At 71.5% G+C, this 22,153-nt stretch carries 21 protein-coding genes and 1 rRNA gene; 5 read left to right on the forward strand and 17 right to left on the reverse strand.

All coding sequences use genetic code 11. The features are described from left to right. Positions 1-46 precede the first annotated feature (46 nt). Entirely contained in the window at positions 47-1,381 is a 1,335-nt protein-coding gene (locus AB0N17_RS27295) for a helix-turn-helix domain-containing protein (protein WP_366014152.1), read from the reverse strand. Positions 1,382-1,565: 184 nt separating this feature from the next. Here AB0N17_RS27295 and AB0N17_RS27300 point away from each other — a divergent pair, with 184 nt between their 5' ends. Continuing rightward, on the forward strand, positions 1,566-2,285 hold the full coding sequence (locus AB0N17_RS27300) for a DUF4232 domain-containing protein (RefSeq protein WP_366014154.1): 720 nt from the start codon (positions 1,566-1,568) through the stop codon (positions 2,283-2,285). Between the two features lie 22 nt (positions 2,286-2,307). Here the strand turns inward: AB0N17_RS27300 and hemB are convergent, their stop codons facing one another. Next, positions 2,308-3,309, reverse strand: a complete 1,002-nt coding sequence (hemB, locus tag AB0N17_RS27305; protein ID WP_366014155.1) for a porphobilinogen synthase — start codon at positions 3,307-3,309, stop codon at positions 2,308-2,310. Between the two features lie 241 nt (positions 3,310-3,550). Here hemB and AB0N17_RS27310 point away from each other — a divergent pair, with 241 nt between their 5' ends. Beyond that, positions 3,551-4,543 carry a phospholipase D-like domain-containing protein gene (locus AB0N17_RS27310; RefSeq protein WP_366014156.1) on the forward strand — a complete coding sequence of 331 codons (993 nt, stop codon included), beginning with the start codon at positions 3,551-3,553 and terminating at the stop codon, positions 4,541-4,543. Positions 4,544-4,588: 45 nt separating this feature from the next. On the opposite strand, the gene AB0N17_RS27315 is transcribed toward AB0N17_RS27310, so the two are convergent. The 5 genes from AB0N17_RS27315 to AB0N17_RS27335 all read right to left on the reverse strand — a co-directional run bounded on the left by AB0N17_RS27315 (position 4,589) and on the right by AB0N17_RS27335 (position 10,293). Further along, the gene (locus AB0N17_RS27315) at positions 4,589-6,301 is read right to left on the reverse strand and encodes a bifunctional uroporphyrinogen-III C-methyltransferase/uroporphyrinogen-III synthase (RefSeq protein WP_366014157.1); all 1,713 of its coding nucleotides are present in this window, start codon (positions 6,299-6,301) and stop codon (positions 4,589-4,591) included. Next, a complete protein-coding gene (gene hemC, locus AB0N17_RS27320; protein WP_366014158.1) occupies positions 6,298-7,272 on the reverse strand; it encodes a hydroxymethylbilane synthase in 975 nt (324 codons plus the stop codon). The genes AB0N17_RS27315 and hemC overlap by 4 nt, the downstream gene beginning before the upstream one ends. Continuing rightward, a complete protein-coding gene (locus AB0N17_RS27325) occupies positions 7,269-8,957 on the reverse strand; it encodes a glutamyl-tRNA reductase (protein ID WP_366014159.1) in 1,689 nt (562 codons plus the stop codon). Before AB0N17_RS27325 ends, hemC begins: the two co-directional genes overlap by 4 nt. Then, on the reverse strand, positions 8,954-9,730 hold the full coding sequence (locus tag AB0N17_RS27330) for a redox-sensing transcriptional repressor Rex (RefSeq protein ID WP_366014160.1): 777 nt from the start codon (positions 9,728-9,730) through the stop codon (positions 8,954-8,956). The genes AB0N17_RS27325 and AB0N17_RS27330 overlap by 4 nt, the downstream gene beginning before the upstream one ends. Before the next feature lie 281 nt (positions 9,731-10,011). After that, on the reverse strand, positions 10,012-10,293 hold the full coding sequence (locus tag AB0N17_RS27335; protein WP_366014161.1) for a glutaredoxin family protein: 282 nt from the start codon (positions 10,291-10,293) through the stop codon (positions 10,012-10,014). Between the two features lie 117 nt (positions 10,294-10,410). On the opposite strand from AB0N17_RS27335, the gene AB0N17_RS27340 reads away from it, so the two are divergent. The 3 genes from AB0N17_RS27340 (at position 10,411) to AB0N17_RS27350 (ending at position 13,990) form a co-directional block, all read left to right on the forward strand. Beyond that, positions 10,411-11,340: an HAD-IB family hydrolase gene (locus AB0N17_RS27340; RefSeq protein ID WP_366014162.1), complete on the forward strand. Its 930-nt coding sequence runs from the start codon at positions 10,411-10,413 to the stop codon at positions 11,338-11,340. 349 nt (positions 11,341-11,689) lie between these two features. Further along, on the forward strand, positions 11,690-12,472 hold the full coding sequence (locus AB0N17_RS27345) for an ECF subfamily RNA polymerase sigma factor, BldN family (protein ID WP_366014163.1): 783 nt from the start codon (positions 11,690-11,692) through the stop codon (positions 12,470-12,472). Between the two features lie 282 nt (positions 12,473-12,754). Beyond that, positions 12,755-13,990: a DUF5667 domain-containing protein gene (locus tag AB0N17_RS27350; protein ID WP_366014164.1), complete on the forward strand. Its 1,236-nt coding sequence runs from the start codon at positions 12,755-12,757 to the stop codon at positions 13,988-13,990. Positions 13,991-14,204: 214 nt separating this feature from the next. Here the strand turns inward: AB0N17_RS27350 and AB0N17_RS27355 are convergent, their stop codons facing one another. The 10 genes from AB0N17_RS27355 to rrf form a co-directional block, all read right to left on the reverse strand. Beyond that, on the reverse strand, positions 14,205-15,272 hold the full coding sequence (locus AB0N17_RS27355) for a lysophospholipid acyltransferase family protein (RefSeq protein ID WP_366014165.1): 1,068 nt from the start codon (positions 15,270-15,272) through the stop codon (positions 14,205-14,207). A 14-nt stretch (positions 15,273-15,286) separates the two neighbouring features. Then, positions 15,287-16,357: an NAD-dependent epimerase/dehydratase family protein gene (locus tag AB0N17_RS27360; protein WP_366014166.1), complete on the reverse strand. Its 1,071-nt coding sequence runs from the start codon at positions 16,355-16,357 to the stop codon at positions 15,287-15,289. 229 nt (positions 16,358-16,586) lie between these two features. Continuing rightward, positions 16,587-16,685, reverse strand: coding sequence for an AURKAIP1/COX24 domain-containing protein (locus AB0N17_RS27365; protein ID WP_003948845.1), 99 nt, complete (start codon positions 16,683-16,685; stop codon positions 16,587-16,589). Between the two features lie 145 nt (positions 16,686-16,830). Next, positions 16,831-17,043 carry a helix-turn-helix domain-containing protein gene (locus AB0N17_RS27370; protein WP_158727370.1) on the reverse strand — a complete coding sequence of 71 codons (213 nt, stop codon included), beginning with the start codon at positions 17,041-17,043 and terminating at the stop codon, positions 16,831-16,833. 129 nt (positions 17,044-17,172) lie between these two features. Further along, a complete protein-coding gene (locus AB0N17_RS27375; RefSeq protein WP_366014167.1) occupies positions 17,173-17,988 on the reverse strand; it encodes a phosphatase in 816 nt (271 codons plus the stop codon). Positions 17,989-18,108: 120 nt separating this feature from the next. Next, the gene (locus tag AB0N17_RS27380) at positions 18,109-19,281 is read right to left on the reverse strand and encodes an acetoin utilization protein AcuC (protein ID WP_366014168.1); all 1,173 of its coding nucleotides are present in this window, start codon (positions 19,279-19,281) and stop codon (positions 18,109-18,111) included. Continuing rightward, on the reverse strand, positions 19,232-20,443 hold the full coding sequence (locus tag AB0N17_RS27385) for an MFS transporter (protein ID WP_366014169.1): 1,212 nt from the start codon (positions 20,441-20,443) through the stop codon (positions 19,232-19,234). Before AB0N17_RS27385 ends, AB0N17_RS27380 begins: the two co-directional genes overlap by 50 nt. Before the next feature lie 92 nt (positions 20,444-20,535). Continuing rightward, positions 20,536-21,267, reverse strand: a complete 732-nt coding sequence (locus AB0N17_RS27390; RefSeq protein ID WP_366014170.1) for a VC0807 family protein — start codon at positions 21,265-21,267, stop codon at positions 20,536-20,538. A 93-nt stretch (positions 21,268-21,360) separates the two neighbouring features. After that, entirely contained in the window at positions 21,361-22,005 is a 645-nt protein-coding gene (locus AB0N17_RS27395) for an HAD family hydrolase (RefSeq protein WP_366014171.1), read from the reverse strand. Positions 22,006-22,066: 61 nt separating this feature from the next. Then, positions 22,067-22,153, reverse strand: a 5S ribosomal RNA gene (rrf, locus tag AB0N17_RS27400); the annotation flags it as partial.

Genomic DNA, 22,153 nt, shown 5'->3' on the forward strand with positions numbered 1-22,153 from the left:
AGAGAAGTGCGTGCCGTCTACACCGGTGATTCCGCGATCCGGACGCTCAGCCGGCGTCCGTCCCCGACGCGGGCTGCCACTTCTCACCGCCCAGCGGAAAGGCGTACGCGGGTCGTCCGTTGTTGCCGCTGGTGCGGAACGGGCGGCCGTTGTCGTCGATCCGCAGCGTGCCGTGGCGCGTTCCGCTGGACCACGCCAGCTCCAGGTACCAGCTGACGTCGTACGCGGAGGCGTCGGCCGTGATGTGGAACTCCTCGGGGTCCGACCGGCTCACCTTGAACGGGAATCCGGGCTGCCCGGACTCCGGTACGGCCTGGGGGCGCAGGGCGTCCAGGGCGAGGGTGAAGGACCGGGGCCGCATGCCGCCGCCGCAGCCGACGCCGGGGTAGCCCATGGCGTAGTCGTTCCACGCGAGCGGCGCGCGCCGGCCCGCCATGCGCACGGACAGCTGCTCCAGCACGACGGTGGCCGATCCGGTGCCCTGCACGGTGAACGTGACGTACTGCTTCCCCGCCGACACCGCCTTGTGCACGGCCACGTAGGCGGGCGCGTCCTGCTCCAGCGGGGGCGGGGAGACGTCGGCCGGGGGGCGGTCGATGAGGTAGTGCTGGGAGCAGGGGTCGGGCCAGGCGTAGGGGTGGGTGGTGATCGCGAGCGGCGGGGCGGTGGAGGTGACGGTGTCGCCGCGGTCGGGGGTGCGAGCGGTGTGCGGCGCGCTCGGCCCGTCCCCGGGTCGGGCGACGGCGGCCGGGGAGGAGGAGTGGGACGGGCCGGCCGGGCGGGCGGGGTCCGTCGGGTGCGTGGCGTCGGGCGCCGGTACCCGGTCTCCCGGTGCGTCCGTTCGGGCGGCCGTGGCCGGGCCGGCGGCGCTGCCCTCGCCGCTCCTGTCGCTCCCGTCGCCCGTGGACAGGTGTACGGCGGCCGCCGCCGTGCCGAGGAGCGCGGTGACGGTGAGGGCGGCGAGGAGGAGGGTGCGAACGCGGCGCCGGGGACGAGGAAAGGGACGGCGGTCCGGCACCGGCGCCTGCGCGGGCGTCGGCATGACCGGCTCACCGGGGGCCGGCGCGGCCGCGTCGTCGGCCGCCTCGTCGGCCGCCGACGACGCGGAAGCCGCCCCCGCTTCCTTCCGTCCCCTGACCGCGTCCGCCAGCACCCACCTCCGGTGGAGTTCCACGAGTTCCCCGGGCGTCGCCCGGCACAGGCGGGCCAGCCGTTCCACCGGGGCGTAGTCGGTGGGTACGGCGTCCCCGTTGCAGTAGCGGTGGAGCGTCGACGTACTCATGTGGAGCCGTTTGGCGAGCGTGCCGTAGCTGTGCCCGGAGCGGTCCTTCAACTCCCGCAGGAATTCCGCGAATCCGCTTCCCCTGGTGGTGTCCGCCACCGTTCCTCCATCCCCCGCGTCCCAACCCGGCGTTCCAGGGATGAGGCGTATTCCCTGGTCAGCGCCTGTGTGGGCGTTCCAGCGTCCCGGATCGTCCGCTGGTCGTGGCGGACGGGACGCCCTGCCCCGCAGGCTGTTGGTCATCCAAGCACGCCAAGGGGCCCAGCCCGAAAGAGGACTTGCCATGCGTTTGCGCCACATCCGTCTGTACGCCGCGGCCGGAACCGCCCTGACCGCTCTGGCCCTCACGGCGTGCGCGGGCAACGGAACCGGCACGAAGGACGAGGGCGCCGCCCGGCCGGGACCCGCGGCGACGGCCACGGGCCCGGGCGCCAGGACGACCGCGCCCGGCGCCTCCGCCACGCCCACCGCGCCCGGCGCCCCGGGCGCGGCGAGTACCACGGGCGCCCCCGACGCCACCACCGTCTCGGCCCGCACCTCCGCCGCCAAGCCGCGCAGCGATGCTCCCGGCGCCGCGATCCGCCCCTGCAACGGCTCCACCACCGAGGTGACCGCCATGCCGGTGTCCCGCCCGCTCAACCATCTGCTGCTCACCGCGACGAACACGAGCGGCAAGAGCTGCGACCTGATGTACTGGCCGACGCCGCGTTTCGACGACGCGCAGTGGGCGCCGCAGGTGATCAAGGACAGTCAGCCGCAGGCCGTGGTGACCCTGGCGCCGGGCGAGTCCGGGTACGCGGGCGTGCGGCTGTCGGCCGCGGACGGCAGCGGCGAGCACGGCGCCACGGCCCACCGGTTGGAGGTGTTCTTCCTCGGCCGTACGACGGACACCGACGCCGGCCCCTCCGCGCATCCGTCGCTGCCCGCGAAGGGCGTGTACTACGACTCCACGCTGGCGATGACGTACTGGCAGCGGGAGAAGTCGGACGCGCTCACCTGGTAGCCGGGCGGAACGCGTCCGCGTCTCAGTCGAATCGCCTCATCTTCTGGGCCGCCTCGGTCGCCCAGTAGGTGAGGATGTTCCGCGCTCCGGCCCGCTTGATGCCGGTCAGGGTCTCGAAGATGGCGCGGTCCCGCTCCAGCCAGCCCTTCTCGGCGGCGGCCTCGATCATCGCGTACTCGCCGGAGATCTGGTAGGCGGCGACGGGCACGTCCACGGCGTCCGCGACGCGGGCGAGGATGTCCAGGTACGGTCCGGCCGGCTTGACCATGACCATGTCGGCGCCCTCGGCGAGGTCCAGCTCCAGCTCGCGCAGGGACTCGCGCCAGTTGGCGGGGTCCTGCTGATAGGTCTTGCGGTCGCCCTGCAGCGAGGAGGCGACGGCCTCGCGGAAGGGGCCGTAGAAGGCGGAGGAGTACTTGGCGGTGTAGGCGAGGATCGCCACGTCCTCGCGGCCGATCTGGTCCAGCGCGTCCCGGATGACGCCGATCTGGCCGTCCATCATCCCGCTGGGCCCGACGACATGGGCGCCGGCGTCGGCCTGCACCTGGGCCATCTCGGCGTACCGCTCCAGGGTGGCGTCGTTGTCGACCCGGCCCTCGGCGTCCAGCACCCCGCAGTGCCCGTGGTCGGTGAACTCGTCCAGGCACAGGTCCGACATGACGAGCAGGTCGTCGCCGACCTCGGCCCGCACATCGCGCAGCGCGACCTGGAGGATCCCGTCGGGGTCGGTGCCGACCGTGCCCTGGGCGTCCTTCTTGGACTCCTCCGGCACGCCGAAGAGCATGATCCCGGAGACCCCCGCCTGCACCGCCTCCAGCGCGGCCTTCTTCAGGCTGTCGCGGCTGTGCTGGACGACACCGGGCATCGCGGCGATCGGCACGGGCTCGCTGACGCCCTCGCGGACGAACGCCGGGAGGATGAAGTCGGCGGGGTGCAGCCGTGTCTCGGCGACCATCCGCCGCATGACCGGCGAGGTCCGCAGCCGCCGGGGACGGGTACCGGGGAAGGATCCGTACTTCGTCATGCCTTCTACGCTACGCCCGCCCGGGACGCACCTTTGCCAACACCCTGTCGGCCCGGTGAACGGCCCCTGAGCGGCCCGCGGACACCGCATTCGAGGGCATAGCGGCGTCGCCATACGAAGTCTTTGCGCTCCCCTGGGCATCCCTGGATCCGCCGGCCTCCCCAGCGTTCTACGCGCGTGGTGTCATGCACGCGCCACCCCGCTCACGGCATCCCCAACGGCATCCCCATAGGAGTCACGCATGCTGCGGAAGGCCCTCACCCGCGCGGCCGTCGCCCTCGCCGCCGGCACCGCCGTCGTCGTCACGGCCGTACCCGCGAACGCCGCGAGCTACTCGGCGTTCGCCTTCTCCCGGACCGGCGGCCAGCCCACCATCTATGACTTCGTCAACTCCGCCACCAGCACGCTCGACATGACGATGTACGAGCTGGAGGACACCACGGCCGTCAACGACCTGATAGCCCTGAAGAACAAGGGCGTCACGGTCCGGGTCGTCCTCGACCGCCAGCACAAGACCGCGAACAACGCGGCGTACACGTCGCTGACGAACGCGGGCATAGGCGTCGTCTGGTCGTCCTCCGCCTACGTCTACACCCACCAGAAGACGATCACGGTCGACGGCACCAAGTCCCTGATCCTGACCGGCAACCTCACCGCGCAGTACTACACGACCAGCCGCGACTACGGCGTCTTCACCGACGACACGCGCGACGTCGCCGCCATCGAGAAGGTCTTCAACGCCGACTACACGGCGACCTCGGTCACCCCCACCGACGGCGACCACCTGCTCTGGTCCCCCACCGACTCCCGCAGCCGCCTGGTGTCCTTCATCAACTCCGCGACCAGGACGCTCGACGTGGAGGAACTGGAGTTCGGCGACAGCACGGTGGTCAACGCGATCGTGGCCCGCGCCAAGGCCGGCGTGACCGTCCGCGTGGTCCTGGAGAACCCGTCCAGCTATTCCAGCCAGGTCTCCGCCGTCAAGGCGGCCGGCGGCACGGTCGTCGGCTACTCCGATCCCAATGGCTTCTACATCCACGCCAAGGCGATGGTCGCCGACTACGGCCTGACCACCCAGGAGGTCGAGGCCGGCTCCATGAACATCAGCAGCAACTCGCTCAGCAACAACCGCGAACTGGGCATCATCCTCACCGGCACGGGCGTGGCCCAGCCGGTGGCCCAGACGATCGAGACGACGTTCGCCGGCGACTACGCGGGCGGTACGGCCGCGTAGCCGCCGATGCGGAAGAGGCGGGTGCCGCAGGGCACCCGCCTCTTCTCACGTCGTCGACCGACGCCTCCGCGCCCCCGGCCGCCGTTCGCTCGGCCGGGTCACCGGGTCACCGGCCTCCAGGGCGGCGGCCCGCCTCTTCATGCCGAAGTCCGCGAGCGCCTCCGCCAGCTTGTGGACCGACGGCTCCGGAGCCATGACGTCCACCCGGAGACCGTGCTCCTCGGCCGTCTTGGCCGTGGCCGGGCCGATGCACGCGATCACCGTCACGTTGTGCGGCTTGCCCGCGATGCCGACCAGGTTCCGGACCGTCGACGAGGACGTGAACAGGACCGCGTCGAAGCCGCCGCCCTTGATGGCCTCGCGGGTCTCCGCCGGCGGCGGCGAGGCGCGCACCGTCCGGTAGGCCGTGACGTCGTCGACCTCCCAGCCCAGCTCGATCAGACCGGCCACCAGGGTCTCGGTGGCGATGTCGGCGCGGGGCAGGAAGACACGGTCGATCGGGTCGAAGACCGGGTCGTAGGGGGGCCAGTCCTCCAGGAGGCCGGCCGCCGACTGCTCGCCGCTCGGCACCAGGTCCGGCTTCACGCCGAAGGCGACGAGCGCCTTTGCCGTCTGCTCGCCCACCGCAGCCACCTTGATACCCGCAAAAGCCCGAGCGTCAAGGCCGTACTCCTCGAACTTCTCCCGTACCGCCTTCACCGCGTTGACCGACGTGAAGGCGATCCACTCGTAGCGGCCGGTGACCAGGCCCTTGACGGCACGCTCCATCTGCTGGGGCGTGCGCGGCGGTTCCACCGCGATCGTCGGGACCTCGTGCGGCACGGCGCCGTAGGAGCGCAGCTGGTCGGAGAGCGAGGCCGCCTGCTCCTTCGTCCGCGGCACGAGCACCTTCCAGCCGAACAGCGGCTTGGACTCGAACCACGACAACCGGTCGCGCTGGGCGGCTGCGGAACGCTCGCCGACCACGGCTATCACCGGCCGGCCACCGTCCGGGGACGGCAGCACCTTCGCCTGCTTCAGCGTCTGCGCGATCGTGCCGAGCGTCGCCGTCCAGGTGCGCTGACGGGTCGTCGTACCGGCGATGGTCACCGTCAGCGGGGTGTCCGGCTTGCGGCCCGCGGACACCAGCTCACCGGCGGCCGCGGCCACCGCGTCGAGCGTGGTCGAGACGACGACCGTGCCGTCCGACGCGCCCACCTCGGTCCAGCAGCGGCCGGAGGCGGTCCGGGCGTCCACGAACCGCACGTCCGCGCCCTGCCCGTCGCGCAGCGGCACACCGGCGTACGCCGGCACACCGACCGCCGCCGCCACGCCGGGTACGACCTCGAAGGGCACCCCGGCGGCGGCGCAGGCGAGCATTTCCGCTCCCGCGTCCGTATCAAGTCCCGGGTCCCCGGACACCGCACGGACGACCCGCCTGCCGCCCCGCGCAGCCTCCATGACAAGATGAGCGGCATCCCGGGCAGCAGCCGGGGCAGCGGCGGGTGTTGACGTGCCGTCAACGACCGTCAGCTGGGGCGTGCCCGTGCCCGGCGGCGAGACCGAAGAGGGATCGGCGTCGGTCTGCACGACGGACACGCCGTGTCGGGCGTGCGTCCGGATCACGTCGAGCACCTCGTGCTCGGCGACCAGGACGTCCGCGCTCGACAGCGCCTCCACGGCGCGCAGAGTCAGCAGTCCCGGATCTCCGGGTCCGGCACCGAGGAAGGTGACGTGCCCGTGTTCCGGACCGGCGGCAGGAAGGGCGGTGGGGCTCAATGTGCTCGCTCCCCCATCAGACCGGCCGCGCCCTGGGCGAGCATCTCGGTGGCGAGTTCGCGACCGAGTGCCAACGCCTGGTCGTGCGTCTGGGGCACGGGACCGGTGGTGGACAGCTGCACCGTGCGGGTGCCGTCGGTCGTGCCGACGACGCCGCGCAGGCGCATTTCCTTGACAAACTGCCCGTCGGCCAGAAGGTCGGCCAGCGCACCCACGGGTGCGCTGCAGCCGGCCTCCAGGGCGGCGAGCAGTGACCGTTCGGCGGTCACGGCGGCCCGCGTGAACGGGTCGTCGAGCTCGCCGAGCGCCGCGATCAGGTCCGCGTTGTCCGCGGCACACTCGATCGCCAGTGCCCCCTGGCCGGGGGCGGGCAGAACCGTGTCGACCGACAGGAAGTCGGTCACCTCGTCGATCCGGCCGATCCGGTTCAGTCCGGCGGCGGCCAGCACGACCGCGTCGAGCTCCCCGTCCTGGACGTACCGGATGCGGGTGTCCACGTTGCCGCGGATCGGGACCGTCTCTATGTCCAGGCCGTGGGCCCGGGCGTACGCGTTCAGCTGCGCCATGCGGCGCGGCGAACCGGTGCCGATGCGCGCGGCCCCCTTCGGGGAGGACGCGGCCAGGTCGGTGAACTTCAGCGCGTCCCGGGCGACGATCACGTCCCGCGGGTCCTCGCGCACCGGTACGGCGGCCAGGACCAGCTCCTCGGGCTGCGCCGTCGGGAGGTCCTTGAGCGAATGAACCGCGAAGTCGACCTCGCCCCGCACCAGCGCGTCGCGCAGCGCCGTCACGAAGACGCCGGTGCCGCCGATCTGCGCCAGGTGCTCGCGGGAGGTGTCGCCGTACGTGGTGATCTCGACCAGCTCGACGGGACGCCCGGTCACCTGGCGGACGGCGTCCGCCACCTGCCCGGACTGGGACATGGCGAGCTTGCTCCGCCTGGTCCCCAGTCTCAGTGCCTTGTCAGTCATGCCGGTCGGTCCTTCTTGTCTGTGCTGTCCCCGGCCCGGGAGACGGCGGCGACCGTCTCGGGGTCGAGGTCGAAGAGGGTGCGCAGCGCGTCCGCGTACCCGGCGCCGCCGGGCTCGGCGGCGAGCTGCTTGACCCGTACGGTCGGCGCGTGCAGCAGCTTGTCGACGACCCGGTGCACGGCCTGCCGGATCTCGCCGCGTTGGCGTTCGTCCAGGTCGGGCAGGCGGCCGTCGAGCCGCGCGATCTCACCGGCGACGACGTCCGCGGCCATGGTGCGCAGCGCGACCACGGTCGGCGTGATGTGCGCCGCCCGCTGGGCCGCCCCGAAGGCCGCGACCTCGTCGGAGACGATACGCCGGACCTGGTCCACGTCGGCCGCCATCGGCGCGTCGGCGGAGGCTTCCGCCAGCGACTCGATGTCGACCAGCCGCACCCCGGCCAGCCGGTGCGCGGCCGCGTCGATGTCGCGGGGCATGGCCAGGTCGAGGAGGAAGACGAGGGGCGCCGGGCGCTCGGCGACCGGCTCCGGCCTGCGCCGCTCGGGGATCCGGCCGACGGTGGCGGCGGTCGCGGCGAGCGCGGTGATCAGCTCGGCGTCCGTCTCGGGCGTACGGCGCTCCCGGCGGTCCGCGGCCCCGCCGGCGACCCAGGCCGCGTGCTGCTCCAGGGTGGCCGCGTCCATGCCGGCCACGGCGGCCTCGCCCATGAGGGAGAAGCCGGGCTGTACGGCGGCCAGGTCCAGCGGGCAGTTCTCGTCGGCGCCGGCACCGGCGGGCGGCTGGGGCGCCTTGCCCTTCACGGCGGTACGGCCGCCGTCCTCGTCCAGGGCCACGGGCTGCCCGGTGCGGCCCTCGACCGCGTGGGCGACCGCTTCCGCCGTGAGGACGAGCCCCGTCGCCCCGGTACAGGAGACGACGACGTCGGCACGTGTCAGCTCGTCCGGTACGGCGTCCATCGCGACCGCGCGGGCGGTCACGGCGTTGTCGTCCGACTCGGCCAGTATCTGCGCGAGCCGCTCGGCGCGGTCGAAGGTGCGGTTGGCGACGACGACCTCGGCGACCCCGGCACGCGCGAGCGTGGCGGCGGCCAGGGAGGACATCGATCCGGCGCCGATGACCAGCGCCCTGCGGCCCGCGGCCCATTCCCGGACGTCGCCGCCGGCGGCCAGCTGCTCCAGGCCGAAGGTGACCAGGGACTGCCCGGCGCGGTCGATGCCGGTCTCGGAGTGGGCGCGCTTGCCGACGCGCAGAGCCTGCTGGAACAGGTCGTTCAGCAGCTTGCCGGCGGTGTGCAGGTCCTGGGCGCGGGCCAGGGAGTCCTTGATCTGGCCGAGGATCTGTCCCTCGCCGACGACCATCGAGTCCAGGCCACAGGCCACCGAGAACAGGTGGTGGACGGCCCGGTCCTCGTAGTGCACGTAGAGGTAGGGGGTCAGCTCTTCCAGGCCGACCCCGCTGTGCTGGGCGAGCAGCGTGGACAGCTCGGCGACACCGGCGTGGAACTTGTCGACGTCGGCGTACAGCTCGATGCGGTTGCAGGTGGCGAGCACCGCGGCCTCGGTGGCGGGCTCGGCGGCGACCGTGTCCTGCAGCAGCTTGGTCTGGGCGTCCACGGTGAGCGCGGCCCGCTCCAGCACGCTGACCGGGGCGCTGCGGTGGCTCAGCCCGACGACGAGGAGACTCATGCCGGCATCACGGCGGGGACGTCCCCGTCGGGCCCCTGGTCGGTGGAGTCGCCCGCGGCCGCGCCACGGGGAGTGGCGGCGGGCAGCGCGCCGTCGCCCGCGGCGGTCTCCTCGCCGGCCTTGCGCTGCTCGTGGAAGGCGAGGATCTGCAGCTCGATGGAGAGGTCGACCTTGCGCACGTCGACACCGTCCGGGACGGACAGCACGGTCGGCGCGAAGTTCAGGATGGAGGTGACACCGGCGGCCACGAGCCGGTCGCAGACCGGCTGGGCGGCACCGGCGGGCGTGGCGATGACGCCGATGGACACGCCGTTGTCCTTGATGATCTTTTCGAGGTCGTCGGTGTGCTGCACCGGGATGCCGGCGACGGGCTTGCCGGCCATCGCGGGATCGGCGTCGATGAGGGCGGCCACGCGGAAGCCACGGGAGGCGAACCCGCCGTAGTTGGCGAGGGCGGCGCCGAGGTTACCGATACCGACGATCACAACCGGCCAGTCCTGGGTCAGGCCGAGTTCACGGGAGATCTGGTAGACGAGATACTCCACGTCGTAGCCGACACCGCGCGTTCCGTAGGAGCCCAGGTACGAGAAGTCCTTGCGCAGCTTGGCGGAGTTGACCCCCGCCGCCGCGGCCAGCTCCTCGGAGGAGACCGTGGGCACCGAGCGCTCCGACAGCGCGGTCAGGGCTCGGAGGTACAGCGGAAGCCTGGCGACGGTGGCCTCGGGAATCCCTCGGCTGCGGGTCGCCGGTCGGTGTGTTCGGCCAGTTGCCACGGTGCTCCTGCGGGTAGAGCGGGGCTGCAGGCGGTCATACGTCCCCAGACCGCCCCGTCGACAGCAGGCTATGTCTTTGTGAACGCGTGCACAAAGATGGTGTCCGATTTGCCCGGCAGAAGTGACCGGGGTCACGCGACTTTCGCGGCTTCGCCAGGAACCGTCGCATACGCAGCGGCGTTCCTTCATTACTGGGGGCAAAACCGCACACTCTCCTCACGAATCCCGCCCCCGAGATCGAACCGCCGTCGATCCTAAGCGACTTTCCCGACCGGTTTGTACTAGTCGGTCAGTGCCCGGCGCAGTCGCTCCTCGTTCACGCGCCAGAAGGTGTGCTGTTCACCGTCGATCAGGACGACCGGGATCTGCTCCCAGTACCGGTCGTGCAGGACCTGGTCCTGGGTGATGTCCTTCAGCTCGAAGGGCACGCCGAGGTCCGTGCTGACCTTCTCGACCACCGCCTGGGCGTCGTCGCAGAGGTGGCAGCCCGGCTTGCGGACGAGTGTGACCAGCCGCTCGTGGGGAGCGGTCTTGCGTCGGAAGAGGGGACTCATACCGGCCATTCTCGCGCGTCGGGCGCCTGTCTCCGATCAGTTCTTTAACGGCGCGGTCGCGGAGAGTTCACACCCTTCCAACCTCCGGTCGCCGGAAGCACCGAACGGACTGGCTATGCTCACGACATGGCCGCTCTCGGATGGCTCACTCCCCGTAGGCGCTCCGCCACGGCGCGGAGCGTGTTGGCAGGCGAGGCCTCGGCGGAGGCTGCCCGCAAGTCCTCGCAGGAGGCGCAGGAGGCTCCGCAGGTCACCGCGGAGGAACCACAGTTCCCGGTGATCGGCGACGACAAGGCGGCTGCCTTCTTCGACCTCGACAACACCGTCATGCAGGGCGCCGCGCTGTTCCACTTCGGCCGGGGCCTGTACAAGCGGAAGTTCTTCGAGACCCGCGACCTCGCCAAGTTCGCCTGGCAGCAGGCGTGGTTCCGGCTGGCCGGCGTCGAGGACCCCGAGCACATGCAGGACGCCCGCGACTCCGCGCTGTCGATCGTCAAGGGCCACCGGGTGGCCGAGCTGGAGACGATCGGCGAGGAGATCTACGACGAGTACATGGCCGACCGCATCTGGCCCGGCACCCGCGCCCTGGCCCAGGCCCACCTGGACGCGGGCCAGAAGGTGTGGCTGGTCACCGCGGCCCCGGTGGAGATCGCCCAGGTCATCACCCGCCGCCTCGGCCTGACCGGCGCGCTGGGCACGGTCGCGGAGTCGGTGGACGGCGTCTACACGGGCAAGCTGGTCGGCGAGCCGCTGCACGGCCCGGCGAAGGCGGAGGCGGTCCGCGCCCTGGCCGCGGCGGAGGGGCTGGACCTCTCGCGCTGCGCGGCGTACAGCGACAGCCACAACGACATCCCGATGCTCTCCCTGGTCGGCCACCCCTATGCCATCAACCCGGACGCCAAGCTCCGCAGGCACGCCCGCGAGAAGGACTGGCGCCTGCGGGACTACCGCACGGGCCGCAAGGCGGCCAAGGTGGGCATTCCGGCGGCGGCGGGCGTCGGCGCGGTCGCCGGTGGCACCGCCGCGGCGATCGCCCTGAGCCGGCGCCGCCGCTAAACCGTTCCTCCCGGACTGCTCCCCCCGCTCCTCCCCCGCTCCTCCCCTTTTCGCCACGCCGCCGCGGGGCGCGCCGCAACGTGCGCCCGGATTATGCCGCGGCCACTTCAACACGCCCTGGACTTCGCCGAAACGCGTTCCTTTTCGATCAACAACCGATCAGGCTGCGGCACTTGATAAGGCGTCAATCGGTAACAGAAGCGACGCAATCGATAGTTTGAGCAACTCGGTGTAGCAGTGCCTGCACGAAGCGTTATTCTCCTCAGACGCAATTCGGTACCCCTCCGTCGCTACGACGGGTGAACGGTTCCGCACTGCTCGTGATGGAAGCTCTGCCTCTGGGAGTCCCGTGTACCCACACGTCGGGGTTGACGCCTCGGGCCTGGCTACGCTGCGCGCAACGATCGCAACGGTCAAAGAGACGCTGCGCGGCCTCGTCCCCACCGCGTACGCCGTCCCCGCCCTCGCGGTCACCGCCGCGCCCGTCGGCCCGTGCTACGCACTGGCCGACGGCGGCGCCGCGGTCGGCAGACGAGGGCGCTCCAGCGGCGCCGCCACCACCCGCCGCCCGGCCGCCGACAGCGACAGCGCCCGGATGATGGACCTCGTCGAGCGGGCCCAGGCCGGCGAGGCGGAGGCCTTCGGCCGGCTCTACGACCAGTACAGCGACACCGTCTACCGGTACATCTACTACCGCGTCGGCGGCAAGGCGACCGCCGAGGACCTCACCAGCGAGACGTTCCTGCGGGCCCTCAGAAGGATCGGCACCTTCACCTGGCAGGGCCGTGACTTCGGGGCGTGGCTGGTGACCATCGCCCGCAACCTCGTCGCCGACCACTTCAAGTCCAGCCGCTTCCGGCTCGAGGTCACCACCGGCGAGATGCTCGACGCCAACGAGGTCGAGCGCTCCCCGGAGGACTCCGTCCTGGAGTCCCTGTCCAACGCCGCCCTGCTGGACGCCGTACGCCGGCTCAACCCGCAGCAGCAGGAGTGCGTGACCCTCCGCTTCCTCCAGGGCCTCTCGGTCGCCGAGACCGCGCGGGTGATGGGAAAGAACGAGGGCGCCATCAAGACCCTCCAGTACCGCGCCGTCCGCACCCTCGCCCGGCTCCTGCCGGACGACGCACGCTGAACCGGGCCGGGTCGCGCACGCGGAAACGGGCCGGGCGACGTACGCCCGACCGGGCACGTTCGGCGACGTCCAACTCACGCTCCGTGAAAGAGGGTTGTCTTTCCGATCCGTTCCCCGGCCGTCCGTAACCCAAGTGCCGCGCCAGTCGTTGTGCGGGATACAGGCTCCCTGTGGTCACGTCCAGGCCACCCCTGATCACTCGATCGTGTGGAAGTGGTCGTGGCGTGCAACCCTCAGGACCCCCTGGGGAGTCGACCGTCATGACGAGAGGAGGTGCCGCCAGTGATCGCGAACGTATCGGCGCACCGGCGGGCGAACGCCTTCGCCCAGGCCCTGGAGGAGCAGTCCGACCGGGACACGGCGGCCGAGCAGTCCGGAAGCCCGGCGGGATCCCCGCCGACCGCCGAGGAGCAGTCCGAGCGGGGCGAGTTGCTGGCCCTCGCTGCGGGTCTCGGCGCGCTGCCCAAGCCGCAGCTCGACCCCGAGGTCAAGGTCGTCCAGCGCGCCCAGCTGGTGGCCGCGATGGAGGCCATGCTGCAGGAGGGGTCGGGGGCGGCGGACGCGTCGGTACCGGAACAGCGGTCCCACCGGGCCAAGGGCGCACACCGGGCGGGCTCACTGGGCAAGCTCCGCCCGCGTTCCAGGCTGACCAAGGGGCTCGCCGCGGGCGGGCTCAGTGTCGGCGTGGCAGCCGGGGCCTTCGGCGGGGTCGCCGCCGCGAGCTCCGACGCGCTGCCCGGAGACTCGCTCTACGGCCTGAAGCGCGGCATCGAGGACTTCAAGCTCGACTACCTGGCCGACGGCAACGACCAACGCGGCCAGACCTACCTCGACCAGGCCTCCACCCGGCTCAACGAGGCCCGGCGGCTGCTGGACCGCGGCCGGGGCGGCCATCTCGACCACGAGTCCATCGGTGAGATCCGCCGCACCCTGTCCGGCATGCAGCACGACGTGACCGAGGGCCACCGCCTGCTGCACGAGGCCTATGAGGCCGACCCCGACTCGCTGGGGCCCATCCAGGCCCTGTCCACGTTCGCCCAGTCCCACCGCGAGGTGTGGACGGCGCTCAGCGACAAGCTGCCCGTGCAGCTCGGGGACGTCAAACAGCAGGTGTCGTCGGTCTTCGACGCCATAGACCAGGAGGTCGCCCCGCTGCAGTCCCTGCTGCCCCAGCCACCCGCCCAGGGCGGCGACGGCCAGCGGCAGGGCGGCTCCGGCTCGGCGTCCACCGGCTCCTCGGGCACCCACCGGTCGACGGCGCCCAGCGCCTCGGACGGCACCCCGTCCACCGGCCGGCACACGAGCCCGGGCAGCCCCAGCGGCTCGGCCACCGGCGACAGCGGCGAGGGCCTGCTCGGCGGCAGCACGGGTGGCCTGCTCGACCCGCCGAAGACCGGCACCGGCAGCAGCACCCCGTCCACCAGCAAGCCCCCGACCCCCGCCCCGGACGTCACCCTGCCCCCGCTCCTGCCCGGCCTCCTGCCGGGCCTGGGCATCGACAGCGAGGACGCGAACTAACACCCCACGGCAGTACGACGATGGGGGCGCCCTTCCCGAGCCGGGCGCCCCCATCGTCGTACCCGAGCCTCGCCGTACCCGAGCCGGCGTCAGAAAAAGACCGACCTCCGCTGCACCAACAGCTTGGCCCTCCCATCGGCCGCCCTCGCACCGCTCCGCGGGCTTCGCACGGCTGCGCCGGACTCCGTCCGCCGGCCACCCTGCCCGGCACCACTCAGAAAAAGACCGACCTCCGCTGCACCAACAGCTTGTACAGCGTGTGCTGGATCTGTTCCCTGACCTGGTCCGTCAGGTTGAACATCAGCATCGGGTCCTCCGCCGCCTCCGGCGGGTACCCGTCCGTCGGGATCGGCTCGCCGAACTGGATCGTCCACTTCGTCGGCAGCGGAATCGCCCCCAGCGGCCCCAGCCACGGGAACGTCGGCGTCAGCGGGAAGTACGGGAACCCCAGCAGCCGGGCGAGGGTCTTCGCGTTGCCGATCATCGGGTAGATCTCCTCGGCCCCGACGATCGAGCACGGGATGATCGGCGCCCCCTGCCGCAGGGCAGTCGAGACGAACCCTCCGCGGCCGAACCGCTGGAGCTTGTACCGCTCGCTGAAAGGTTTCCCGATGCCCTTGAAGCCCTCCGGCATCACCCCGACCAGCTCACCCTGACCCAGCAGCCGTTCGGCGTCCTCCGCGCAGGCCAGCGTGTGCCCGAGCTTGCGGGCGAGCTCGTTGACCACCGGCAGCACGAACACCAGGTCGGCCGCCAGCAGCCGCAGATGCCGGTCCGCGGGGTGATGGTCGTGCACCGCGACCTGCATCATCAGGCCGTCCAGCGGCAGCGTCCCGGAGTGGTTGGCGACGATCAGCGCCCCGCCCTCGGCCGGGATGTTCTCGACGCCCTTCACCTCGACCCGGAAGTACTTCTCGTACACCGGCCGCAGCAGCGACATCAGAACCTGGTCGGTCAGCTCCTCGTCGTAACCGAAGTCGTCGACGTCGTACTCGCCGGTCAGCCGGCGCCGCAGGAAGGACAGCCCGGCCGCCACCCGCCGCTCCAGACCACCGTCACGCCCGTCGCCCCCCGAGGGCTTCTCCAGCGGCTTCTCCTCGCGGCTCACAGGCCCATCCTCCTGCGCCCGCGCCCGTCCCGGCAGAGACTGGACCTCACCCATCTCCCCCGGCTCGCCCAGGGCGCCGCGCCTGCTGCCCGCCCCCCGGCGCCGCGCCGGGCGCTGCGTGGCGCTCCCGCGGGACCGGTCGTCGTCGAACGGAATGACCTTGGCGTCCGCCATCGTTGCTGCGCTCCTCAGTTGGCGCTGTCGGCGCTGTGCGTCGTGGGCCGGCCGGCGCCCCGCGCGGCCAGCGCGGCGATCCGGTCGACGGCCCCCGCCAGGGCCTCCGGCGGCACCAGCCCCGGACCCTGGCCGCGGGCGAAGTCCGCGAACGCCTCCGCCGTCGTGTACCTGGGCGTGAAGCCCAGCGTCTCGCGCATCTGGACGGTGTCCACCACCCGCCCGTGCGTGAGCAGCCGGATCTGCTCCGGCGAGAAGTCCGTCATCCCCAGCGTACGGACCAGGGACCCGGCCCAGGTGACCGCCGGCAGCAGCAAGGGCACGGTGGGCCGCCCGAGCCGCCGCGAGCACTGCGAGAGCAGCAGCGCCCCGTCCCCGGCGACGTTGAAGGTGCCGCTGTTCAGGGTGCCCCGGCGCGGCTCGTGCGAGGCGATCCTGAGCACCTCGATGACGTCGTCCTCGTGCACGAACTGCAGCCGCGGGTCGTAGCCGAACACGGTCGGCAGGACGGGCAGCGCGAAGTACGAGGCGAGCGGCGTCTCCGCGGCGGGCCCGAGGATGTTCGCGAAGCGCAGCACGCACACGGCGACGTCCGGCCGCCGCCGGGCGAAACCGCGCACGTATCCCTCGACCTCGACGGCGTCCTTGGCGAAGCCGCCGCTGGGCAGCGACTTCGGCGGGGTGGTCTCGGTGAACACGGCCGGATCGCGCGGTGCGGACCCGTACACGTTGGTACTGGACTTGATGACCAGCCGCTGCACGGCCGGCGACTTCTGGCAGGCGCCGAGCAACTGCATGGTGCCGATGACGTTGGTCTCCTTGACCGTGGCCCGGTTGCCGCCGCCCAGCGCCGTGCCCGTCACATCGAGGTGGACGACCGTGTCGGCGCCCGTCTCGGCCAGCACCCGGGCGATCGTCGGCTGCCGGATGTCGGCCTGGATGAAGTCGGCCCCGCCCAGATGATGGGCCGGCGGCACCGCGTCGACGGCGATCACCCGCTCCACGTCCGGGTCCCGCTGGATCCGTCGTACGAACCGGCCGCCGAGCTGCCGGGCGACTCCGGTGACGAGCACGACCTTCGCCAAGATCTGCGCCTTCCTTCCCGCGATACCCGTGTCCGCGTTCCCCGTGTGCGGCCAACTTAGCGGGTCGGTGTTGCGCTGTGATGACCGCCCGATGCACGAGGTGACGGAATTTCCCCCATCGGAATATGCCGGGTACCCGGAGAGATGTCCGTGCAGCGGCCCCGGACATGCCGATGGCCCCCCACCGTCACCGGTGGGGGGCCATCGGGCCGCGCTCTCGCGGCGTCGCTTACTTCTTGTTGCGACGCTGAACGCGCGTGCGCTTGAGCAGCTTGCGGTGCTTCTTCTTGGCCATCCGCTTGCGCCGCTTCTTGATAACAGAGCCCACGACTACCCTCGCTCACTTCTCATCACTCGGTTGTTTGGGCGCCATGGGCCCACACGACCTACGAGGGGCTAGCCTACCCAACCGAGCGCTCAGGTCGTAATCGAGGGGGTATCCCCAGGTCACTCGCGGTCACCCGGGGGTGCCGTCAAGCCGTCTCCACCCCCACATAGCTGTCGCGGAGGTACTCGTGTACCGCCTGTTCCGGGACGCGGAAGGACCGCCCCACCCGGATCGCGGGCAGATGACCGCTGTGCACCAGCCGGTACACGGTCATCTTGGACACTCGCATCACCGAGGCGACCTCCGCCACGGTAAGGAACTGAACCTCGTTCAGAGGCCTCTCGCCAGCTGCACCCATGACACACCTGAACCTTCCGCACTCGACGGCCACCGGCTTCCCCTTCCGGTGACTCTTCGTCGTTGCGTGCTCACTCCCCAATGTAGGGGCGGGTGATGCAAGTGGGGAAGAGGTGCACCCATCAACGGCCTACTGTGACAGACACGCTCGTTTGAGTACGTAGCGGGAAAGCGGGCGGTAGTACGCGGGGCGCACACCGTCATCAAGTGGAACGACGACGGACACGCGCCCCTCGGCCTGCCCCACGAACAGCGCGGGATCGTCCGTATCGGCCGGCCCGATGGCCTCGAACCCCAGCTGACCTGCACCGCAGACCCAGCCGTGATCCCCGACGACCAGCTCGGGCAGCGGTCCGCCGGCCTCGGCGGCGGCACCGAGCACGACCCGAACCGGCAGGGGTGAGTGGCTGTGCACGCCCGGCTCACAACCGGGGCGCCCGGCCTCGATCGCTCGCACCAACGCGACACCTCGTACGTAGTCGAGCCGGAGCGTGCGTAGACCGAACTGGGTCAATATGTCGACACGGCGACCCTGCGCGGGGGTGAGCACCTCACACCCCGCCGCCGAGAGCGCGTCCGCCAAGCCTGCGTAGAACCCGAGCAGCCGCTGCGGATGCCCGGTGCCGAACAGCACCGGCGCGCCACGCCGGGCGGCCTCGCGGATCCGGTCCGCGAAGGCGTCCAGCCCGGCCAGCGTCAGCTCCGGATCGATCCGGTCCGGCCCCGAGGTGTACCGGGGGTCGCCCGAGACCCCGCACCTGTCCGCCATCAGGGCGAGCACCTCCCGCTGCCCCCAGGCACCCTCGGGATCGATCCCGAGCAGCACCCGCGGATCCCGGGCGGCGAACAGCCGATAGCTGCGCAGACTGTCCTCCCGGGACGTCCCGACGACCCCGGCCAGCCGGGCGGCCAACAGGTGCGCGCGGAGCTGAGCGACGGGCGACACGGGTGCGATGGTGACGCACGGGGAGCCGGGACCGGGCGGGAACGGGGGAAGTGCGCACGGTTGGCGTAACCGGGCGGGAAAGCACGGCCCGGGTCCAACGAGCGACGCTCCCCGCACGGTTCAGGGAAGCAGTCCCCGCAGCGGAAAGGCCGCCCGCCGCGTCGCCAGCACCGCCTGGTCGAGCCGGTCCGCCGGGTCGTACCCCGACTCCCACGACGCCCAACTCACCGGCCACCGCCCGTCAGTCATCCGCTGCGGCCCCAACTGCCGGGTCCGGGCGAACACTTCCTGCCGCCACCCCTCGGGGATCAGCGCCTCAGGGGCCACCGGCTTCCCCGCGGCGATGCCCACCAGATGGGTCCAGGACCGGGGCACCACCTCCACCACCGCGTACCCGCCCCCGCCGAGCGCGATCCACTTGCCGCCCGCGTACTCGTGTGCCAGCTCATGACAGGCCACCTGCACCGCACGCTGCGCGTCCAGCGAGACGGCGAGATGCGCCAGCGGATCCTCGAAGTGCGTGTCGGCCCCGTGCTGCGTCACCAGCACCTGCGGCCGGAAGTCCGCGAGCAGCTCCGGCACCACCGCGTGGAACGCCCGGACCCACCCCGCGTCCCCGGTCCCCGCCGGCAGCGCCACGTTCACCGCGGCGCCCTCCCCCGCCCCGGCGCCCGTCTCCTGCGGCCACCCGGTCTGCGGGAACAGGGTCCCGGGATGCTCGTGCAGCGAGATGGTCAGCACCCGCGGGTCCTCCCAGAACGCGGCCTGCACCCCGTCCCCGTGATGCACGTCGACGTCCACGTAGGCGACCCGCTCGGCCCCCAGCTCCAGCAGCCGGGCGATGGCGAGCGCGGCGTCGTTGTAGATGCAGAACCCGGACGCGCCCCCGGGCATCGCATGATGCAGCCCGCCCGCGAAGTTCACGGCGTGATCCGCGTCCCCCCGCCACACCGCCTCCGCGGCGCCCACCGACTGCCCCGCGATCAGCGCGGACACCTCGTGCATCCCCGCGAAGGCGGGATCGTCGAGGGTCCCGAGCCCGTACGCCCCACCCGCCCCCGCCGGGTCCGCGGACGCGAGCTTCACCGCGTCGATGTAGTCCGCCCGGTGGACCAGCCGCAGCGTCGACTCCCCGGCCGGCTTCGCCGCGACGACCTCCATCTCCCGGTCGAGCCCGAAAGCACCCACCAGTTTCCGGGTCAGTGCCAGCCGGACCGGATCCATCGGATGGTCCGAGCCGAAGTCATAGCCCGTTACTGCCTCGTCCCACATCAGCTGTGCGCGGCCGCTCATGCCCGCCACCGTATCGGTCCGGTTGAGCGGCGAACGAGCTGGCGTACACCAACGTCACCAGCACCAACACCATCGGCACGAGCATGGCCCCCCGATAGCTCCACGCGTCCCCCAGAGCGCCCACCAACGGGGATCCGACCAGGAAACCGACGTAATTGAAGATGTTCAGCCGCGCGATCGCCGCGTCCGAAGCCCCGGGGAACAGCCTTCCCGCCGCCGCGAACGTCTGCGGCACCAGCACGCACAGCCCCAGACCCAACAGCGTGAACCCGAGCATCCCCACCCACGCCCCGGGCGCCGAGGCCACCACCGCGAACCCGCCGGCCGCGACCAGCGCCCCGAGCCGTACGACCGCCACCGCCCCGAACCGCCGCACCCCGAAGTCCCCGAGGGCCCGCCCCACCAGCGTGGTCACCATGTACACGTTGTACGGCACGGTCGCCAGCTGCTCCGAGCTGCCCAGCACGTCCTTCAGGTACTTCGCACTCCAGTTGGAGACGGTCGAGTCCCCGATGTAGGCGAAGGTCATCACCAGGCACAGCGGCAGCAGCAGCTTGAAGACGACGCCCCCGCCCGTGGCGCCCTGCGCCTCGACGGGCGCCGCGTCCCCGTCGACGTACCACCGGCTCCCCACCAGGGTGGCCGGCAGCAGGACCGCCACCACCGGCAGGTACGACACCCACAGCGCCAGCTGCCAGTGCGCCCCCACCCAGGCCAGCGAGGCCCCGACGATCCCGCCCAGGCTGTACGAGGCGTGGAAGCTGAGCATGATGCTGCGCCCGTACGACCGCTGCAGGCTCACCCCGAGCATGTTCATGGACGCGTCCAGCGCGCCCACGGCCAGCCCGAACACCCCCAGCGCCACGGCCAGCTCCGCGATGTCCCCGCCCGCCCCGGCGCCCAGCAGCGCCAGCAGCACCACCGGCTGGGACCAGCGCAGCAGCCGGCTGGGCGGTATCCGCTTCACCAGCTGCTCGGTGGTCACGCTGCCGGCACCGGCGAGGATCGGCACGGCGGCCAGGAAGACCGGCAGCAGCGCGTCGGAGATGCCGTACCGGTTCTGGATGGCGGGGATGCGCGTCACCAGCAGGGCGAAGGCGGCGCCCTGGGCGAAGAAGCTGAACGCCAACGAGGCCCTACCGCGCCGCAGCACATCAGTCATGGCGGCGAGCGTAGGGCCCCGGGCTACCTGTGGGTAGATCCAGCCAAAGGTGAATTTCCTTCAGCTTCACCGGGTCTGCCCAGGCGGCGGGCTCAGACGGCGACGGCCAGTTCGGCCCGCAGGTCCTCCGCGGCCCTCACCTCGTCGCCGACCATGGCCTCGATGGGGCCCGCGGCCAGCGGACCGCAGAGCACCGAACCCAGCACGATGGCGCCGACCATGATGACCGTACCGAGCCAGACCATGGTGTCCACCGGGATCGTGTACGCCCCGACGACCCGTGCGACGCACTCGGCGAGCAGCACGCCGCCCCAGACCACGGAGAAGACCTTCTCCCGGGTCCGGAAGTCCCCGGAGCCGGCCGCGGTCCCGGCGACGAGCCGGTCCCAGGCGGCCTCGCGGGCCGCGTCCCCCTTCACCATGAACGGCTTGAGACCGGCGGTCATCATCGGCTTCCCGAGCGCCACGGAGACCAGGACGCCGATTCCGACGGTGCTGCTGATCCCGCTGTCCTTGGCGAGCATCAGCCGCGGGTCACCGGAGACGAAGCTCAAGCCCAGGCCCACCACGTTCACGACCAGGATGAGCATCGCCAGCCCGTTGGCCGTACGGTCCTTCACCAGGCTCCACACGGTCCGCACCGCCGGCACCGCACTGCTCCAGGCGAGCGCGGCGAACGTGCTCGTCCCGAAACCGTCCTTGAAGACGTAGTACGAGCCGAGCGGCACCGCCACGTCGACCAGCAGCGGCTTGAAGTTGTCCAGCACGCTCGGGTTCTGCTTCTGCTGCTCGCTCCGGCCCTGGGCCCCCGTGTTCTTCGTCATGCCCTCAGCATCGCCGTCGCGGGGGGTCCGCCAGTAGAAACGATCGTCCGGACGTCCGCATGACAATTGTCAGGCCCCCGGCGATGGCTCAGGTCATACGAGCAGGTCAAGCAACCCGCCCATGGAGGAGAAGAGTTGGTTCGCCCCGGCCAGCCGTCCCGCCGGTGTCATGGCGGTGAACCCGTACACGTCCATCCCCGCCGCCACGGCCGCCTGGACGCCCAGCGGAGAGTCCTCCACGACGACGCACCGCTCGGGGGCGACCCCCATCCGCTCGGCCGCGTACAGGAAGAGGTCGGGCGCCGGCTTGCCCCGCCCCACATCCTGCGAGCTGAAGACGCGCTCGTCCCGGAACCACCGGTCCAGCCCCGTGGTCCGGTGTCCCACCCGGATCCGCTCATGACTCCCGGAGGAGGCCACGCAGTACGGCACCCCGTCCGCGGCCAGCTTCTCCAGTACGCCGGCCACACCGGGCACGGGCTGCAACTCCCGCTCGAACGCGGCGAAGACCCGCGCGTGGAACACGTCGTCGAAGTCGTCCGGCAGCCGCTGTCCCGTCCGCTCCAGGATCAGCTCGTGGATCCTGTGCGTCGCCGATCCCATGTAGTCGCGGAGGGAGTCCTCGTACGACGTCGGGTGCCCCAACTCGGTCAGATAGCCGGCCAGGTGCCGATTGGAGATCGGCTCGCTGTCGACGAGGACACCGTCGTTGTCGAAGATGATCAGGTCATAGCGCATGGGCCAACCCTAAACGCAGAAAACCCCCGCATCTTTCGATGCGGGGGTTTTCCCAAAATTTGTTCGGCGGCGTCCTACTCTCCCACAGGGTCCCCCCTGCAGTACCATCGGCGCTGTGAGGCTTAGCTTCCGGGTTCGGAATGTAACC

Source organism: Streptomyces sp. NPDC051133 (assembly GCF_040682635.1).
Taxonomy (GTDB): Bacteria; Actinomycetota; Actinomycetes; order Streptomycetales; family Streptomycetaceae; genus Streptomyces.

Bases quoted from the DNA above. Each gene is read 5' to 3' on its own strand.
- AB0N17_RS27300 (WP_366014154.1), top strand. From the start codon at position 1,566: ATGCGTTTGCGCCACATCCGTCTGTACGCCGCGGCCGGAACCGCCCTG.
- hemB (WP_366014155.1), bottom strand. From the start codon at position 3,309: ATGACGAAGTACGGATCCTTCCCCGGTACCCGTCCCCGGCGGCTGCGG.
- AB0N17_RS27310 (WP_366014156.1), top strand. From the start codon at position 3,551: ATGCTGCGGAAGGCCCTCACCCGCGCGGCCGTCGCCCTCGCCGCCGGC.
- hemC (WP_366014158.1), bottom strand. From the start codon at position 7,272: ATGACTGACAAGGCACTGAGACTGGGGACCAGGCGGAGCAAGCTCGCC.
- AB0N17_RS27325 (WP_366014159.1), bottom strand. From the start codon at position 8,957: ATGAGTCTCCTCGTCGTCGGGCTGAGCCACCGCAGCGCCCCGGTCAGC.
- AB0N17_RS27335 (WP_366014161.1), bottom strand. From the start codon at position 10,293: ATGGCCGGTATGAGTCCCCTCTTCCGACGCAAGACCGCTCCCCACGAG.
- AB0N17_RS27340 (WP_366014162.1), top strand. From the start codon at position 10,411: ATGGCCGCTCTCGGATGGCTCACTCCCCGTAGGCGCTCCGCCACGGCG.
- AB0N17_RS27355 (WP_366014165.1), bottom strand. From the start codon at position 15,272: ATGGCGGACGCCAAGGTCATTCCGTTCGACGACGACCGGTCCCGCGGG.
- AB0N17_RS27370 (WP_158727370.1), bottom strand. From the start codon at position 17,043: ATGGGTGCAGCTGGCGAGAGGCCTCTGAACGAGGTTCAGTTCCTTACC.
- AB0N17_RS27380 (WP_366014168.1), bottom strand. From the start codon at position 19,281: ATGAGCGGCCGCGCACAGCTGATGTGGGACGAGGCAGTAACGGGCTAT.
- AB0N17_RS27385 (WP_366014169.1), bottom strand. From the start codon at position 20,443: ATGACTGATGTGCTGCGGCGCGGTAGGGCCTCGTTGGCGTTCAGCTTC.
- AB0N17_RS27390 (WP_366014170.1), bottom strand. From the start codon at position 21,267: ATGACGAAGAACACGGGGGCCCAGGGCCGGAGCGAGCAGCAGAAGCAG.
- AB0N17_RS27395 (WP_366014171.1), bottom strand. From the start codon at position 22,005: ATGCGCTATGACCTGATCATCTTCGACAACGACGGTGTCCTCGTCGAC.